Genomic DNA, 16,024 nt, shown 5'->3' with positions numbered 1-16,024 from the left:
GCACTCACCCCTTATTGTCGTTTTTCCATTCTCCATTCAATCCAGTTTTTTATAACGAGCGTAAAAACTGCGATGAGTGACATTAAAGTCGCCACAGCGAACGCTGCTGAAAATTGATATTCATTGTACAAAATTTCAATATGAAGCGGCATCGTATTTGTAACGCCGCGTACGTGACCAGACACAACGGAAACTGCTCCGAACTCACCGATAGCGCGGGCATTACATAGGATCATGCCGTATAAAAGGCCCCATTTTATATTAGGTAATGTCACTCGCCAAAACATTTTCCAGCCGCTTGCGCCAAGTGATAGAGCTGCTTCTTCTTCACTTTTCCCTTGCGCCTGCATAACCGGGATTAATTCACGCGCAACGAACGGGAACGTTACGAATAGCGTTGCAATGATAATACCTGGGACAGAGAAAATGAGTTTCACACCATGTTCCAATAGCCACCCACCAAAAGCAGCTCTCGGTGTAAAAAGTAAAACGAACACTAACCCCGCGATAACTGGTGATACTGCAAACGGCAGTTCAATAAGAGATAATAATAGTTGCTTTCCTTTAAACTGAAACTTTGTAATAAGCCAAGCCGCTGCTATTCCGAATATCGTATTCAGTGGTACAACAATTAATGCAACGAGAAGCGTTAACCTGATTGCCAAAAATGCTTCTTGATCTGTTACAGCGGCAATATATACATTAATTCCTCGTTCGAATGCTTTCATAAAAATTGTCACGAGCGGCAGTAATAGAAAGAGAGATAAAAATAAAATTGTTATCGTAATGAATAGAATTGGTACAAACTTAGATTCTTTTTTAACTGATACGCTTTTTACTATTTTCTTTTCTAATAATGTTGGTTCCATTTTCTCCCCTCCTATTCGCTTTTCAGTTCATGCCTTCTACTCCAAGTTTGAATCATATTAATAAGTAGTAGGAAAAGAAGAGAAATAATAAGCATCACAGCCGCTACAGCTGTTGCACCTGCATAATCATATTGTTCTAGTTTTGTCATAATCATAAGCGGTGCGATTTCTGTTTTCATTGGCATATTACCTGCAATGAACACGACAGATCCATATTCCCCTAACGCCCGCGCAAAGGCGAGTGAAAAACCAGCAAGTAGAGCCGGGAATATTTCTGGCAAAATGATTTTCACAAATATTTGGAAGCGTGACGCCCCTAAACTAGAAGCTGCTTCTTCTACTTCTTTATCAATACTTTGCAGTACTGGCTGCACCATTCGGACGACAAATGGTAGGCCAATAAACGTCAGTGCAATAATAATTCCTAGCTGGGTAAAAGCTACTTTTATATGAAACACACTAAATATTTTTCCAACCCAGCCATTTTCCGCATAAAGCGTCGTAAGTGTAATACCAGCTACTGCAGTCGGAAGAGCGAATGGTAAATCGATTAGTCCGTCTAATAACCGCTTCCCTGGAAATGTGTAGCGAACGAGTACCCAAGCAATTAATAAACCGAAAATGGCATTTACGATTGCCGCTACAAGTGAGGTTGTGAGACTTACTTGATAGGAATGCAACACGCGCTCACTCGTTATAACCCCAGCAAACTTCTTCCAGCCTAGCTGCGAAGTTTGAATAAATACGATAGAAAGTGGTATAAGTACGAATAAACTCATATACAGCATTGTAAATCCGAGAGATAATCCAAACCCTGGTAAGACTCGCTTTTTCCTCATATAACGTCACCTCATCCCCCCTTATTTTTTATACATTTGATCGAATACGCCGCCATCATTAAAATGTTTTTCTTGTGCTTTTTTCCAGCCGCCAAATAGTTCATCTACTGTAAATAATTGAACTTTCGGAAATTGTGATGCGTACTTTTCTGCTACTTTCTCGTTACGAGGGCGATAAAAGTTTTTCGCCGCAATTTCCTGCCCTTTTTCTGAATACAAATATTCAAGATATCCTTCTGCTACTTTTTTCGTTCCTTTTTTATCAACGACTTTGTCTACAACTGCTACTGGCGGCTCGGCAAGTATACTAATCGAAGGTGTTACAATTTCAAATTTATCTTTTCCAAGTTCCTTTTGTGATAATAACGCTTCATTTTCCCAAGCGATTAACACATCACCAATTCCTTTTTCAACGAAAGTTGTTGTTGCCCCCCGCGCCCCTGAATCTAGTACTTCTACATTTTTATAAATTTGGCCGACAAACTCTTTCGCCTTGTCTTCACTATTGTCATACTTCTTCAGCGCATATCCCCATGCACCTAAATAGTTCCAACGTGCTCCTCCAGATGTTTTTGGATTCGGTGTAATGACAGACACACCTTTTTTCGTTAAATCATCCCAATCTTTAATTCCTTTCGGGTTTCCTTTTCTCACAAGAAATACAATTGTTGATGTGTACGGAGTAGAATTATCCGCAAGTCGCTTCTGCCAATCTTCTGCTAATTGTTTCTTCTTACTAATTGCATCAATATCATAAGCGAGTGCGAGCGTTACAACATCCGCTTCTAAACCGTCAATAACGGAGCGTGCCTGACTTCCAGATCCCCCGTGTGATTGTTTTACATTTACTGTTTGACCATGCTTCTCTTTCCAATACTTCGCAAAGTCTTTATTAAAATCTTGATACAACTCACGAGTCGGGTCATATGAAACATTTAAAAGCTCAACTGTCTTTTTATCCCCGCCCCCTTCAGAATTACTAGTGGATGTTGCCGAACCACACCCTGATAAAAGAACAAATGCTGATAATAAAACACCTGTACTTTTCATAAATGCTGTCTTACCCCACTGTTTCATATATAAAGCCCCCTTAGTTTGTACAATAGAAAAAGGCACACAATTTCTTCACAAAAGTGAACATTGTGCGCCTTCAGTTTCTCTGATGAGCTTCTATTGTATTCTGTTTGATTTCTTTTCATTTTAATTCCGCAATTCATATGTGTCAACTTGGAATTTGTTTTTTCTTAATAAATGAAAATCAGCGAGGATAGTCCCTCACTGATTTTCATTTCATTTTATTTCTTCAATTTATCTGTCTTTGCAATAAATTGTGCTGCTTCCGCACGGCTTACTGCTTTATCAGGAGCCCAGCCATTATCTGTTCCAACTGAAATGTTTTCTTGAATTAAAACATTGGCATACTTCGCTCCCCAATGATCTTTTAAATCAGCAAATTCTTTTGGTAGTTTAATATTTTCATTTCTTTCTAATTTATATGCATTTACAAGCATAGAAGCCATTGATGCACGGTTAATTAGCCCGCTCGGATTAAAGTTACCCTTATCATCACCTTTTACAATACCAGCTTTTTCAACTGCTGCGATGTAAGGTGTAGCCCAATGATTTTGAGCATCGCGGAATGATGGCTTCGCATCTTTATTAATTTCTAACCCTAAAACAGTAGCTAATATTTTTGCTGCTGAACCACGATCGATATTTTCAGCGGGGGCAAATGTACCATCTGGCTTACCGTGTACTGCCTCTTTGTCTACTAAATATTGCACTGACTCTTGTGCCCAAGTCGGTACATCTGAGAACTTAGATTTCTTTTCAATTGTACTTGCATCGATTTCAAACTGCACTTGATATTTATGATCATATTTAATTGCTGGAATTAATATATGCATTTGCATATTATATTTTTTCGAGAACTCATCGATTTCAAATTGAACAACCTTCGTACCATTATTTGTTTTATCTTCAGAGATCACTTTCACATCATGGAATGTCCCTACTTTATTAGTATCTTCTACTCTAAGATACTGGAAATAGCTACTATCTTGCACTGTTAACGTAACGATTTTTTTGTCACCTTGAATTGTTACTTTTGCATTTTTTAAATATGTTGAAGCAACCGATGTTTCATTTGTTTGATCTTTATAAGTTTTAAAAATAACATCGTATGTACCATCTGCAAGTTCACTATTTACCTTCATTTCAACCGCTGCATCAGCTTTCGCAATCGGTGCCATAATACCGCTAAATGGAACTACTAAAGTTGCTGCTATAACGAATGCATTAATATATTTTTTCTTAATCATTATCAACATGACCTCTCTCTTTATATGAATATACCCAACATCCCTATCATATTGATAATGATTATCAATGTCAAATAAAAAATTAAACGAATAATACCTATTTATTACACAAATATGCTTTCCGATCATTTTTAAACAATAAATAATGAGCAGTATGCACTTTTCTCTCTAAATAGTCCAACGAATACGTACTCGATGGATCAACTAAATCCCCAATCGCTCCTGAAAGGTGATCAATTACCTTTTGCAATGTTTCTAAGTTCTTCTTCTCACTCTCCATATTCATTTCATCCATAATGTCACAAATGAGATATTGCACTTTCCGTAATCGTAATTCCTTCTGCTCCATACATATCCCCTCCGTATTAGTCATATTACGTTTTAAATATATGGGCTTATAGCTTAGTCAATTCTAAAAAACAAAAAGATATCCACCTCTATAACACTTAGTCATAGAGATGAATACCTTTATTTTTATACTTGCAATGCCTTCTCTCTCAAAGCTCTTCTTAACAATTTACCAGTTGTATTCTTCGGCAATTCTGTTAAAAACTCAATGCTCTTTGGTACTTTATATTTCGCTAAATGTAGCGTACAGTAATGCATCAGTTCTTCTTCTGTTACGTTCGTTTGTTTCAGAACGACGTAAGCTCGAACTGCTTCTCCTAAGTTTTCATCAGGAACGCCAATTACAACAACTTCAGCTACCGAATCGTGAGTATATAATACTTCTTCTACTTCACGAGGGTATACGTTATAACCACCAACTAAAACAATATCTTTTTTGCGATCGACGATATAGAAGTAACCTTCTTCATCCATTTTCGCTAAGTCACCTGTATATAGCCAGCCATCTTTAAGTGTCGCAGCTGTATCTTCTGGCGCATTATAGTAACCCTTCATAACGTTAGGTCCGCGAACAATTAACTCCCCAACTGCACCGACAGGTACTTCTTCCCCAAGTTCATTCACAATTTTATTTTCTACATGCCAAATATTTGTACCAATCGAACCTGGTTTACGAGGACGATCTAACGGATTAAAACAAGTAACTGGTGATGCTTCTGATAATCCGTATCCTTCTGAAACGATAACATCAAAACGTTGTTCAAAGTTTTTCAGAAGGGCAACAGGCATTGATGCACCACCTGAAATACAGAGACGAAGTGTCTTCACATCTTCTGCGCTTGCTTCTTCAAATAAATATAAGTAATTGTACATCGTCGGTACACCAGCAAAAATCGTTGGTTCATACGTACGACAAATACGAAATACTTCTTTCGGACTGAACCTCGGTACCATTAAAATCGTTGCCCCGTTCACAATCGGCGCATTTACCGCAACAGTTAAACAGAACACATGGAACATTGGCAATGCTGCAACGACGCGATCGTCCGCAGTATATTGTAAATATGACGCAACATCGCTAGCATTACTATATAAATTTTTATGAGTTAACATAGCGCCTTTTGGCTTTCCAGTTGTACCTGAAGTGTATAAAATAACAGCTACATCTTCTTCATCTAGTTCAGGACCTTCGTAAGTTATATCTCCAGTTCCTATAAGACTAGTAAACGTTTTCATTTTTTCGGTTTCTATATGAGTAAAATCTGATGAGGTTTCGCATATGATGATGTTTTCAAGTGAAGGAAGTCTTGTTGTAAGAGATTGTATAACAGGTAGAAGGACGTCGAGTACAATGATTGTTTTTACATCTCCATTTTGTAAAATATAATGTATTTCATCTGCTGTATAAATTGGATTAATCGGAATGACAGTTGCTCCGGCTTTCATCGTTCCGTATAAACCGACTAAAAAATGTGGTGAATTGCCTACAGCTAATGCGACATTGTCCCCTTTTCCAATGCCCATTTTTGCTAAATTGCTAGAAAACCTAGTGACCATTTTGTTTAATTGGTCATATGAGACCGACTGATCCATAAATATGTACGCCGGTTTATCCCCCTTATTTTTTGCCGTTTCAGCCAAAGATTGAACGAGATTCACACAAATCCCACCTTTATAAAATTTAGAATATTTAAAAATTCTAAATTAATTATATTAAAAGAAAATTAAAGTGGCAAGTGATATTCTATTAACTGCATATACACGGAGCATCTTCTGTTGAATTTCTTTGGAAGGATAAGGGAATTCCACTTACCAGCAAATTATTAAACTAGTACAGAAATCATTTTAGGATAATATGCATTCATCTTTTCTCTAAGTTTATTAAGTTCCTCTTTATTTAACGTCGTATGCTCCCCGTGCAAGTTAAGAGCGTCCGCTCCATCTTCATGAAAATACACCGTAACATATAATGTCGGTAACCCTGTATTGTCTTCATCTATTGAAAAGACGACATCTGGTGTTTTATTAACAGTGCTGAATGTTTCATTTCTTTTCCACTTCTTATTTTGAAACATGTTTTGTATTTCCTGTATCTTTCGTCTGTTATCTGTATGCGTAAAATATATAACATTATCTTTCGCTGGTTTTCCAATAGATAAAAGTGTGCGACTTGAGGACGTTTCATCGTTACAAGCTGTCATGCCGATGACTAAGCTGAGCAATAATACAACGGACATTACCCTTTTCATTTCGATCCGTGCCTCCTTTTGAATATATATATTCCTTTGTAAGGGGCAGATGTCCTGTGATTTTATGTTTTGTGGTAAATAAAATTATATGGGCGATTTTCCAGATATATCGATTTACCGACAAATCCTGACAACCTAAACAAAAAGAAAGAGGCTGCCCTTTATGACAACCTCTCTCATTTTTAGAAGAATAAATGTAAGAAATCTTCTGTTGTAATATTACCAAAGTAGCGCACTATATCTACGCCTTCTAAAGCTACAGCGAATGCATCTTTATCAAATTGTATGCCTGTTAGACGTTCTTCAATGTCATGAACATCTAGTGATCCGAAGAAATCACCGTAAATTTTACATTCTGTTACTGTTCCTTTTTTCACTTCAAGGCGAACGTCAACTTGTCCAACTGGGAAACGGTGTGAATGTTGTAAGTTGAACTTCGGTGATTTTCCGTAGTTCCAGTCCCAATTTTGGTAGCGCTCTTCAGAAAGTTTATGGATCTCTTTCCAATCATTCTCTGTTAATTCGTACGTTGGGATTTCTGTTTCTCCTTCGAAAATTGTTTCTAGAAGAAGTTGTCTAAACTCTTCTGTCGTCATTTTTTCGTTTAAGAACTCTGTAATGTTCGCAACGCGGCTACGTATTGATTTAATTCCTTTTGATTGGATCTTATCCATTTTTACTTTTAACGCTGATACGACGTGATCGATTTCAGAGTCAAATAGTAACGTACCATGACTGAACATACGACCTTTCGTTGAGAACTGCGCGTTACCTGAAATTTTTCTACCTTCAGCTAAAATGTCGTTACGACCACTTAGCTCTGCATTTACGCCTAATTTACTAAGCGCTTTCGTTACAGGCTCTGTGAATTTTTTGAAGTTGCTGAAACTATCTCCATCATCTTTCGTAATAAAGCTGAAGTTTAAGTTTCCTAAATCGTGATATACTGCGCCTCCGCCTGATAGACGACGAACGACATGAATACCTTTTTCTTTTACGTAATCTGCATTAATTTCTTCTACTGTGTTTTGGTTTTTACCAATGATAATTGAAGGTTCGTTAATGTAGAACAATAAATATGTTTCGTTAATATCTAAATTCTTCACACAATATTCTTCAATCGCTAAGTTTATTCTAGGATCTGTAATCCCTTTATTATCAATAAATAACACCATATCACCTCATGAATTCCAGATGTAACCACTATGCGCAAGCATAATGTGGCCACTGAAAATTTGTTTTGCTTCTGTTACTAAATCAGATGGATTGCCTGTATGCGGTAAGTGCGTTAATAAAAGTTCTTTTACATTTGCAGTTTTCGCAATACTTGCTACTTCTGTACTATTCATGTGCCCTGCTTTTGCTGCTTCTTGATGTGCATACATATTACATTCACAAATGAAAAGATCAGCATCTTTTGTGAACGGAATAAATTCAGGAATATAACTTGAATCTGCGCTATATACTACAGCGTCATCACCCGCTGTAATGCGCATCGCAAAGCATGTAACAGGATGAACAGTTTTTAAGAATGAAATGGAAAACGGTCCAACTTGAAGTGTTTCTTCTGGATTGTACGCGATTCCTTTCGTATGCGGTGCATGCGTTAAAGAATTAAATCCGTTCTCATCAAACGAATGACCGTATATTGGTAACTCCGGTAGTTGTCCTTTTGTGGCACTCGTAATTAATCTCGCATATTGCAATACCCCAATGTCTGCAACATGATCGTGATGATAGTGCGACAGTACAACTGCATCTATATCAGATGGTGTTATATATTTTTGAAGCTGTGCTAGTACACCACTGCCACAGTCTACAAGTAAACGAAAACCATCGTGTTCAAACAAATACCCCGACGTTGCTTCTCCCGCTTCTGGAAAGCCGCCCCAAAAGCCGACAACAGTCATTTTCATATGTATCCATCCTTTCTAAAACCGAGTAGGAATGCATGTTTTACGTACATCCTACATTGTTAACTATAATCCATTTCCTAAACTTTTTCATTAATTTTCAATTTTGTTATAAAACAGTTGTTGACTTTTGTTTTTTGTACTAATACAATGATAGTAAGAAATGGAAATGGAGGGATTGACATGATCGATCAACCAATGGAGTTTTTCAGAAATTTACCGACGAAAACTTGTGCACACTGCGGGAAAGAAATTGATGAGCAGCACGAAGCATACCATAACAAATGTGACGATTGCGTTCACGAAGAATAGTAGTTTGTGAACATAAAAAAACCTAGCAGACATAGTCTACTAGGCTAATAACATCGTATCCTTCATCGTTGAACCTTTCACCAAGAGCTCCAGTTCAAACTCATACAATTCTTTTTTTCGATAATTTTTCGTATGGATTTTATCCATCATTAAGTCGACAACTTTTCGAGCCATCTCATCGATTGGCTGTTCAATTGTCGTAATACCTGGCTCTGTAATCTGTGATAAAATTTGATTATCAAAACCGATAACAGCGAGATCCTCTGGGATACTCCAATTATGGCGTTTCGCCTCTGAGATAATTCCAGCTGCAACCTCGTCGCCTCCTGCCAAAATCGCGGTAGGATTTTTTTTGTCCTTTAATACTTCATGGAATATTCTTTTTCCATCATCCCAAGAGAAAGCGTTTTCAAGAAAATCGATCGCTTCCACTTCTCTACTCTTTTCAGTAATAGCGCGTAAAAAGCCCATTTTTCGCTGTTGGCTAACAACTTTGGTTTCGTTACCACGGCAAAAAATAAGATTACGATAGCCTTGTTCTAATACATGATTGGCAGCTATGTATGCTCCTTGCGCATGATCAAACTTCACTGTTGGAACATTTGCTTCCTCAATATATTCATTACATAACACGATTGGACCGTGTTGTAAGTATGGCTCTACATCTTCCCACGGATTTTCTAGTGAACATAGAATAATCCCATCTACTTGTTTCGTAGATAATAATTGTAAATACTCCATCTCTTTTTCCGGTAAATATCTTGTTTGACAAATAATCAGTTTATATTTATGTTCAGAAGCAGCAATCTCGATTGCTTCAATAAATCGACTGAAGAAAGGATTTGTAATCCTTGGAACAAGCACCGCAATTGTTTCCGTTTTTTGTTTACGAAGCCTTCTCGCCGCAGAATTAGGAACGAAGCCTAAATGCTTCATCGCTAATTGAACCCTTTTTTTCTTCTCATCTGAAACATATGGATGATTATTAATCACCCTAGAAACCGTTGTCCTTGATAACCCCGCTAATTTCGCCACGTCCTCGATAGTCGACACGAAATTTTCCCCCTTTTCATGAAAACGTTTTCTTATCCTGATTATATAGTATATTATTGGAAACTGCAATATAGGTTGTTATGATTTTACTATATTAATATTATACATAGGGAAAAGTCTGTTAATGGAAGGAAGTTACACACTACTTTTAGAATTTTACAATAAGAATATTTATAAAATAAAGGATGATATTTCATGAATCGGACGGATCGTTTATTAGCTATATTAATTGAATTACAAAGAAAACAAACTGTCACAGCACAAAGCTTAGCTGAAAAATTTGAGACAAGTATACGCACTATTTATCGAGATATGGACGCACTCAGCGAATCCGGCGTTCCCATTTTTTCAATGCCTGGTCACGGCTATTCATTAATGGATGGTTATTTCTTACCACCCATTCAGCTTACGCCAGAAGAGGCCGTTACTCTTTTATTGGGCGGTGATTATATTGAGAAAGCTTTCACCTCTTCTTTTTCTGTACATGCGCAATCAGCAAAAGAGAAACTTGAGATAGTCCTCCCTACTGATCAACAAAAGAAAATTGAGGAATTGCGAGGAACTTTCCGTTTCCTTTCTCCTATATTTTCAAACCAGCAAGCCGAGCAAGAAAAACTAGAGAGCCAACTTTTCTTGTTACAAGAAGCTATTCAAAGAGAGCAATCTATCTCTTTTTCATATCGTAAACCGAGAGAAACTACGAAAACAAAACGTACCGTTCATCCTTACGGTTTAGTCAACATTTCAGGAATTTGGTACATCGTTGCTCATTGTTTACTGCGAAAACAAATACGTAATTTTCGCTTAGACCGTATGGATACATTACAGCAAGAACAAGAATTTTTTACAAAACCGAAGGACTTTTCTTTACAAGACTATCAACCTGAAAACAATCGTACTGTTACAATCCATTTATTATTCCCAGCCCACATTGCGCATAAAATTATTGAATCACGATACTTTTTTATAGATTCATACGAGCATAAAGATAATGGTTTTCACGTCTTTTTGAAATCAAGAAGCATAGACGAAGTATTTCAATGGGTATTAAGCTGGGGAAGCCAAGTGCAAGTACTAGAGCCAAAAATTCTTTCTGAGAAAATATATGATGAAGTAAAAAAAATGTTAAAACTTTTAATTTTTCCATTTCACTACTGACATAATGTTGTCAGCAGCCCTCCTTTATAGTAGATATTAACAAATACATTTTCATAAAAAGGAGTTAGCAAGATGATGAAATTCGAGGAGTTAGCAAAGTATTACATAGAGGAGTTAGAAAAATACTCTATAGAACAATTTAGGATGAAGCCTTCTAGTGAGGAATGGTCCCTCGGTCAAATGTATAATCATTTAGTTGCCTCCACATACATGCAATTAAATGCCATCGCGAAATGTAAAACTGAAACACCCTCAGTAACTAACAAAAAAACCGATATGGGTGAAAAAGTATATATACTGGGGGCTTTCCCGGACATACAAATCAAAGTGCCAGGTCATCCAGGATATACACCTGAAAACCCAACTAACAAAGAAGAAGTGCAGAAACAATTTCTAGAATTAATTACAATTGTAAAAAATACCGAAGCAACACTTACTTCTATTTCAAATAATTGTAAAGTCGAACACCCTGGGCTTGGTTACTTAAATGCGACAGAATGGTTCCAGCTTATTTCTATGCATTTTTCACATCATCTTCGTCAGAAAAATCGACTGGAACTTACGGTTTGCTAAGTGTAAACATTGCCACTAAAAAGAGACTGCCAATATTGGCGGTCTCTTCATTAAAATGTTCACTGACTATACGATTACTCATAAAATCCCGTATTCCAGCATGCTACTAATGGAAGACTTCTCTTTTTTATTCAATATAAAACCCCATCAATACGTCATCTCCATACGATCCATCTTCATATTTAATTTGCTTTCTTTGTCTTCCTTCTTCTACAAATCCCATACGTTTATACACCTTAATCGCCCGATTATTAATAGAAACTACGCCTAAGCAAATTTTCTCTAAACCTTTCTGCCCTTTAGCCCAACTAATAAGAAATTCAATTAGCTTCGTACCAATGCCTTGATTACAGTATGCCTCTCTAATCCCCATTCCCATTGTACCTGCATGTCGTAAACGTTCTAGTTCATATCGATTGAAAAGTAAAAAGCCAACCACCTTACTATCTACTTCATAAACTATGTAAAGATTACCTTTCTCATTGCTTTTCCGTATCTTTTCCCTTTCTGCATCAATGTCATTTGGTAATTTCTTTGGAGATACTATGAAAAACTTTGTAGTAGTTTCCGATAATATAATTTCTTTTCTAATATCTATAATTGCTTCCGCATCAGCCTCTTTTGCTAATCGTATCACTAAATCACCTCGTACCTTTTTCTTTAAAAAGCCATCCAACCAAAACTCTCAATATGCATCATTACATATTGAGAATCTTTCCACTTTTGATACAATATTCATACATCTAAATAAAAAAAGGAAGACATACAATGAATCTAATCTTAACAGCTGCAAAACAACTATTACATAAAGAAGAAGTTATTATATCTACTTTAAAATGTTCACTTACTGACTATATGAATACGCATAAAGTCCCGTATCCAGGCATGCTACTGGCTACTAATAGAAGGCTTCTCTTTTATGGACAATGTAAAAATACATTCATTGCCGAATTTGAGTATAAAAAAATTGTATCTATAGAAACGAAGAGAAGAATCTTTGATAAAAAAATAATATTTTACTATGAAGATGAATATATAACGTTGGGATACATTACAAGTTCAAATATTGAAGGGTTCATAGACTTACTACAAAAAAATGCACAACTAGCTTAAATTCTGAATCAGTGGGGATCTCCCCGCTGATTCATTACTTTAGCTCCTCCCACTTCGTCCACACTTCTCTCCCGTTTATATGGTACATATTATCCTCACGATCCATAAATCCATGCACGATAAACTCGCGTCTAATCGTACAAAAATCATCATGATATTGTTTTATGAATGTATTAATTTCTTTTTCTGTATATTGATTTTCAGCGTTTAACTTGCTAACTAAATGCTCTAACAATACTAGTTTTTTCTTCTTTTGACCTGGAATCGATTTTAAGCGGTCCTCTTTATCGAAAAAGTTACGAATGGTCGTATCTCTAAATTTCATTTCACTTTCGGTCATTTTGTTATCCTCCATCAGCTTTTAAATAATGAAACTTTACTGTTTTTCTTTACCGTTTTTCTTTATTCTTTCACTTAAACAATCAATAAAGTAATATCCACTAATTAGAATGTAATACGTTACAATCATTCCCAATATATCTTTCATACTTGTATATTCTTCTTTATCAAACAAGATAGGTGAAAGGGCATAAACAAGAAAGAAGATTAGCGGATATAAGATAAAATAGTAAGTAAGATTGCCTTTCATCATATCAACTCCTCTATTCTATGTTTCTCTGTAAATTGTTGTAATTCCTTTTCCTTCATTTCTAGAGATTTGGAAAACATTTGTATACGAACTACAGAAAAGATACCCTGCACTAAAATAAAAAAAGCACCAAAAAGGTGCTTTTTTCTAAGCTTCAATCGATTGATTGTCAGCAATATTTTTAAATTGTCGTTTGTGCATCAAAGTTAATGAAGCGATTGTTCCAATTGATAATACAACGATAAAGATCATGAGTATTCCAATATTTTGCCACATGAAGTTAAAATCTCCGCTTGATACGACTGCTTTAAATCCTGATACAGAGTATGTCATCGGTAGCCAAGCATTAAATGGTTGTAAATACTTCGGAATCAACTCTAGTGGGAATGTTCCAGCACTTGTTGTAAGCTGAATAATTAATGTGATGATGGCGATGAAACGCCCTGCATCACCGAATGCTGTTACTAAACATTGAATTAATGAAATAAACGCTAAACTCGTAACAATACTAAAGAGTATGAAGTATGGAATACTTTGTACTTCTACACCTAACCAGAACAGTAATATGACATCTGCTACTATTGCTTGAATAATACCGACTGATAGTAAAACACCAAACTTACTAATAAACCAGCTGAATCCTGATTTCGGAACGCCAACTGTATCGCGTAATGGGTATACGATAGATAATAGTAATGCCCCAACGAATAAACCGAGTGATAAGAAATATGGTGTGAATCCTGTTCCGTAGTTTGGAACTTCCGCCATTTTCTCCGTCTTCACTTTTACAGGACTTGCAAACATATCATACGTTTTATCCGTACCTTTTACTTCTCCTGTTTTTTCTGCACCTTCACCAAGTTTCTCAGCCAGTGTACCTGAACCATCGTTTACTTTCACAAGTCCATCTGTCACTTTTCCAGATCCGTCTGTTAGTTTATTTACTCCGTCGATTAGCTGAGTTGAGCCAGTTGACATTTTATTTAGACCACCATTTAGAGTACCTAATCCAGTTGTTACTTGATTTGAGCCATCTGCTAATTGGGTTATTCCGCCTGTCATTTGGTTTGCTCCTACAGATAATGAGCCTAAACCGCCAGTTACTTTACTTGAGCCATCCGCTAATTGCGTTACTCCATCAATTAATTGACCTGACCCGTTATTTAATTTATCTACACCTACTTTGGCATTACTTAATCCTTCACCAAATCCATGAAATTTACTTACAAATTCGTTTTGCGCATTCATTAATTTCTCAATACCATCCGTTAAAGTTTTGACCCCTTCTGAATTCGGTAGTTTGTTTTGCATTTCACTTGTCGTTTGATTTATTTCACCTTTTAATTGTTTTACTTCTTCATTTAATTTATTTGTTCCACCTGCTACTCCAATGGCTTTCTGCTGAACTGTCGCTGTACTTTTTGTCGCATTTGCTATATATGGTTGTAGCTGCTCTTGATATTCTTTTGGTAAACTCTCGATTTGCTTTTGCAAATTCGCTACATCTTGTGCTGCCGTTTTTGCATCCCCTGCTGTTGATTGAGTAAATTCATTTAACTGATTTACATTTTCCCCAGCTCCATCTATTTTCTCATTTACCGTATTTAATATAGAAGGAACTTTCGACCGCATTCCCTCTAAACCTGCAACAGAATTTTTCACTGTACTATTTAACTCTTGCAAACCCTTTTCAATTTTTTGGGAAGCTCCCTCTAATTGACTTTGTCCTCCAACAAGTTTTTCCATACCATTTGCTAATTCATTCGTTCCTGTTTTTAATTCACCTGATTTATTTACTAACGTATTCAAACCACCAGTTACTTTCTCTGATCCATCTTGTAATTTCCCTATACCCGTTTGTATTTCGCCTGTTTTACTATTTAATGTATTTAAACCATCTGTTACTTTTCCGGACCCATCTAATAATTTACTAGATCCATCTGCTAATTTCTGAACTCCATCCTTCATCTCACCAGACTTTCCTTGCAACGTATAAAGCCCATCCGTCACTTTACTCGAACCGTCATGCAACTCACCGGTACCGTCATGTAACTTATTTGCCCCATCCGCTCCATCTGCTAATCCTTTTGAGACGTCTTTAATAGAATCAAACATTTTCTCTGCATATGTTTTCGTTAACGTGCTTGATACTTCACTTTTAATTTTTTCAATGGCTGTTCCGCCAATTTGTGAAGATAAGAAGTTCAAACTTTCATTCGGAATATATTCTAAGTTCAATGGTTTCGGATCGTCTTTTAATACTGTTGTAGCGTTACTTGAGAAGTCATCTGGAATACGTACTAACATGTAATACTTTCTGCCTTCCATTCCCTCTTTCGCTTCTTTTTCACTTACAAATTCCCATTTAAAACTTTTATTATCTTTTAAGTTATCAACGAGCCCTTTCCCGACCTCAATTGGTTTCCCATCAAGTTCTGCACCTTTATCTAAATTGACTACCGCAACTGGTAAGTCATCTAGCTGTTCATACGGATCCCAAAAAGCCCATAAAAACATACCTGCATATAAAATCGGTACAAATAAAACCGCAATGATTGGGATTAATATTTTTTTGCTTTTTATAATCTCTGCAAATTCTTTGCTAAGCAACTTATGCCATTTCATAATTTATCCCCCTTTTAAAAATGACCAAAATTAACATCCGGTCATTTTTATGCAAATAAAAA

General features: G+C 36.3%; 18 protein-coding genes. 4 read left to right on the top strand and 14 right to left on the bottom strand.

The window, feature by feature from the left end; translation table 11 throughout:
* Positions 1 to 11 precede the first annotated feature (11 nt).
* The 9 genes from cysW to BAQ49_RS05885 form a co-directional block, all read right to left on the bottom strand.
* Positions 12 to 869 carry a sulfate ABC transporter permease subunit CysW gene (gene cysW / locus BAQ49_RS05925; RefSeq protein WP_071744575.1) on the bottom strand — a complete coding sequence of 286 codons (858 nt, stop codon included), beginning with the start codon at positions 867 to 869 and terminating at the stop codon, positions 12 to 14.
* A gap of 11 nt (positions 870 to 880) precedes the next feature.
* Positions 881 to 1,708: a sulfate ABC transporter permease subunit CysT gene (gene cysT, locus BAQ49_RS05920; protein WP_071744574.1), complete on the bottom strand. Its 828-nt coding sequence runs from the start codon at positions 1,706 to 1,708 to the stop codon at positions 881 to 883.
* Positions 1,709 to 1,729: 21 nt separating this feature from the next.
* Positions 1,730 to 2,785: a sulfate ABC transporter substrate-binding protein gene (locus tag BAQ49_RS05915; RefSeq protein WP_071744573.1), complete on the bottom strand. Its 1,056-nt coding sequence runs from the start codon at positions 2,783 to 2,785 to the stop codon at positions 1,730 to 1,732.
* 218 nt (positions 2,786 to 3,003) lie between these two features.
* Positions 3,004 to 4,029: an S-layer homology domain-containing protein gene (locus BAQ49_RS05910; protein WP_071744572.1), complete on the bottom strand. Its 1,026-nt coding sequence runs from the start codon at positions 4,027 to 4,029 to the stop codon at positions 3,004 to 3,006.
* 97 nt (positions 4,030 to 4,126) lie between these two features.
* Complete coding sequence (locus BAQ49_RS05905) at positions 4,127 to 4,378, bottom strand: hypothetical protein (protein WP_060749789.1); 252 nt, start codon at positions 4,376 to 4,378, stop codon at positions 4,127 to 4,129.
* A 125-nt stretch (positions 4,379 to 4,503) separates the two neighbouring features.
* Positions 4,504 to 6,036, bottom strand: coding sequence for a fatty acid--CoA ligase family protein (locus BAQ49_RS05900; protein ID WP_071744571.1), 1,533 nt, complete (start codon positions 6,034 to 6,036; stop codon positions 4,504 to 4,506).
* A 164-nt stretch (positions 6,037 to 6,200) separates the two neighbouring features.
* Complete coding sequence (locus BAQ49_RS05895) at positions 6,201 to 6,626, bottom strand: hypothetical protein (RefSeq protein ID WP_071744570.1); 426 nt, start codon at positions 6,624 to 6,626, stop codon at positions 6,201 to 6,203.
* A 182-nt stretch (positions 6,627 to 6,808) separates the two neighbouring features.
* Positions 6,809 to 7,798: a lipoate--protein ligase gene (gene lplA / locus BAQ49_RS05890; protein WP_071744569.1), complete on the bottom strand. Its 990-nt coding sequence runs from the start codon at positions 7,796 to 7,798 to the stop codon at positions 6,809 to 6,811.
* A gap of 9 nt (positions 7,799 to 7,807) precedes the next feature.
* On the bottom strand, positions 7,808 to 8,542 hold the full coding sequence (locus BAQ49_RS05885; protein ID WP_071744568.1) for an MBL fold metallo-hydrolase: 735 nt from the start codon (positions 8,540 to 8,542) through the stop codon (positions 7,808 to 7,810).
* Positions 8,543 to 8,722: 180 nt separating this feature from the next.
* Between BAQ49_RS05885 and yhfH the strand changes: the two genes are divergently transcribed.
* On the top strand, positions 8,723 to 8,851 hold the full coding sequence (gene yhfH / locus BAQ49_RS05880; protein WP_000567010.1) for a protein YhfH: 129 nt from the start codon (positions 8,723 to 8,725) through the stop codon (positions 8,849 to 8,851).
* A 39-nt stretch (positions 8,852 to 8,890) separates the two neighbouring features.
* Here yhfH and BAQ49_RS05875 read toward each other — a convergent pair whose 3' ends face one another.
* The gene (locus BAQ49_RS05875) at positions 8,891 to 9,904 is read right to left on the bottom strand and encodes a LacI family DNA-binding transcriptional regulator (protein WP_071744567.1); all 1,014 of its coding nucleotides are present in this window, start codon (positions 9,902 to 9,904) and stop codon (positions 8,891 to 8,893) included.
* A 195-nt stretch (positions 9,905 to 10,099) separates the two neighbouring features.
* On the opposite strand from BAQ49_RS05875, the gene BAQ49_RS05870 reads away from it, so the two are divergent.
* Both BAQ49_RS05870 and BAQ49_RS05865 read left to right on the top strand, forming a co-directional pair.
* Positions 10,100 to 11,062 carry a helix-turn-helix transcriptional regulator gene (locus tag BAQ49_RS05870; protein ID WP_071744566.1) on the top strand — a complete coding sequence of 321 codons (963 nt, stop codon included), beginning with the start codon at positions 10,100 to 10,102 and terminating at the stop codon, positions 11,060 to 11,062.
* Between the two features lie 72 nt (positions 11,063 to 11,134).
* A complete protein-coding gene (locus BAQ49_RS05865) occupies positions 11,135 to 11,635 on the top strand; it encodes a DinB family protein (RefSeq protein WP_071744565.1) in 501 nt (166 codons plus the stop codon).
* 127 nt (positions 11,636 to 11,762) lie between these two features.
* Here BAQ49_RS05865 and BAQ49_RS05860 read toward each other — a convergent pair whose 3' ends face one another.
* A complete protein-coding gene (locus BAQ49_RS05860) occupies positions 11,763 to 12,272 on the bottom strand; it encodes a GNAT family N-acetyltransferase (protein WP_071744632.1) in 510 nt (169 codons plus the stop codon).
* 131 nt (positions 12,273 to 12,403) lie between these two features.
* On the opposite strand from BAQ49_RS05860, the gene BAQ49_RS05855 reads away from it, so the two are divergent.
* Positions 12,404 to 12,748, top strand: coding sequence for a PH domain-containing protein (locus BAQ49_RS05855; RefSeq protein WP_071744564.1), 345 nt, complete (start codon positions 12,404 to 12,406; stop codon positions 12,746 to 12,748).
* A gap of 34 nt (positions 12,749 to 12,782) precedes the next feature.
* Here BAQ49_RS05855 and BAQ49_RS05850 read toward each other — a convergent pair whose 3' ends face one another.
* The 3 genes from BAQ49_RS05850 to BAQ49_RS05840 all read right to left on the bottom strand — a co-directional run bounded on the left by BAQ49_RS05850 (position 12,783) and on the right by BAQ49_RS05840 (position 15,962).
* Positions 12,783 to 13,088: a DUF2087 domain-containing protein gene (locus BAQ49_RS05850; RefSeq protein WP_071744563.1), complete on the bottom strand. Its 306-nt coding sequence runs from the start codon at positions 13,086 to 13,088 to the stop codon at positions 12,783 to 12,785.
* Between the two features lie 36 nt (positions 13,089 to 13,124).
* Complete coding sequence (locus BAQ49_RS05845) at positions 13,125 to 13,340, bottom strand: hypothetical protein (protein ID WP_071744562.1); 216 nt, start codon at positions 13,338 to 13,340, stop codon at positions 13,125 to 13,127.
* A gap of 144 nt (positions 13,341 to 13,484) precedes the next feature.
* Positions 13,485 to 15,962 carry a YhgE/Pip domain-containing protein gene (locus BAQ49_RS05840; protein ID WP_071744561.1) on the bottom strand — a complete coding sequence of 826 codons (2,478 nt, stop codon included), beginning with the start codon at positions 15,960 to 15,962 and terminating at the stop codon, positions 13,485 to 13,487.
* Between the last annotated feature and the right edge of the window lie 62 nt (positions 15,963 to 16,024).

The sequence above is a fragment of the Bacillus proteolyticus genome, assembly GCF_001884065.1.
Classification (GTDB): domain Bacteria; phylum Bacillota; class Bacilli; order Bacillales; family Bacillaceae_G; genus Bacillus_A; species Bacillus_A proteolyticus.
The sequence above is the reverse complement of the archived record's forward strand: the minus strand, read 5'-3'. Positions and strand labels throughout refer to the sequence as shown.

Bases quoted from the DNA above. Each gene is read 5' to 3' on its own strand.
- BAQ49_RS05840 (WP_071744561.1), bottom strand. From the start codon at position 15,962: ATGAAATGGCATAAGTTGCTTAGCAAAGAATTTGCAGAGATTATAAAA.
- BAQ49_RS05845 (WP_071744562.1), bottom strand. From the start codon at position 13,340: ATGATGAAAGGCAATCTTACTTACTATTTTATCTTATATCCGCTAATC.
- BAQ49_RS05895 (WP_071744570.1), bottom strand. From the start codon at position 6,626: ATGAAAAGGGTAATGTCCGTTGTATTATTGCTCAGCTTAGTCATCGGC.
- cysT (WP_071744574.1), bottom strand. From the start codon at position 1,708: ATGAGGAAAAAGCGAGTCTTACCAGGGTTTGGATTATCTCTCGGATTT.
- BAQ49_RS05915 (WP_071744573.1), bottom strand. From the start codon at position 2,785: ATGAAACAGTGGGGTAAGACAGCATTTATGAAAAGTACAGGTGTTTTA.
- BAQ49_RS05910 (WP_071744572.1), bottom strand. From the start codon at position 4,029: ATGATTAAGAAAAAATATATTAATGCATTCGTTATAGCAGCAACTTTA.
- BAQ49_RS05870 (WP_071744566.1), top strand. From the start codon at position 10,100: ATGAATCGGACGGATCGTTTATTAGCTATATTAATTGAATTACAAAGA.
- BAQ49_RS05865 (WP_071744565.1), top strand. From the start codon at position 11,135: ATGATGAAATTCGAGGAGTTAGCAAAGTATTACATAGAGGAGTTAGAA.
- BAQ49_RS05885 (WP_071744568.1), bottom strand. From the start codon at position 8,542: ATGAAAATGACTGTTGTCGGCTTTTGGGGCGGCTTTCCAGAAGCGGGA.
- cysW (WP_071744575.1), bottom strand. From the start codon at position 869: ATGGAACCAACATTATTAGAAAAGAAAATAGTAAAAAGCGTATCAGTT.
- BAQ49_RS05855 (WP_071744564.1), top strand. From the start codon at position 12,404: ATGAATCTAATCTTAACAGCTGCAAAACAACTATTACATAAAGAAGAA.
- BAQ49_RS05850 (WP_071744563.1), bottom strand. From the start codon at position 13,088: ATGACCGAAAGTGAAATGAAATTTAGAGATACGACCATTCGTAACTTT.
- yhfH (WP_000567010.1), top strand. From the start codon at position 8,723: ATGATCGATCAACCAATGGAGTTTTTCAGAAATTTACCGACGAAAACT.
- BAQ49_RS05905 (WP_060749789.1), bottom strand. From the start codon at position 4,378: ATGGAGCAGAAGGAATTACGATTACGGAAAGTGCAATATCTCATTTGT.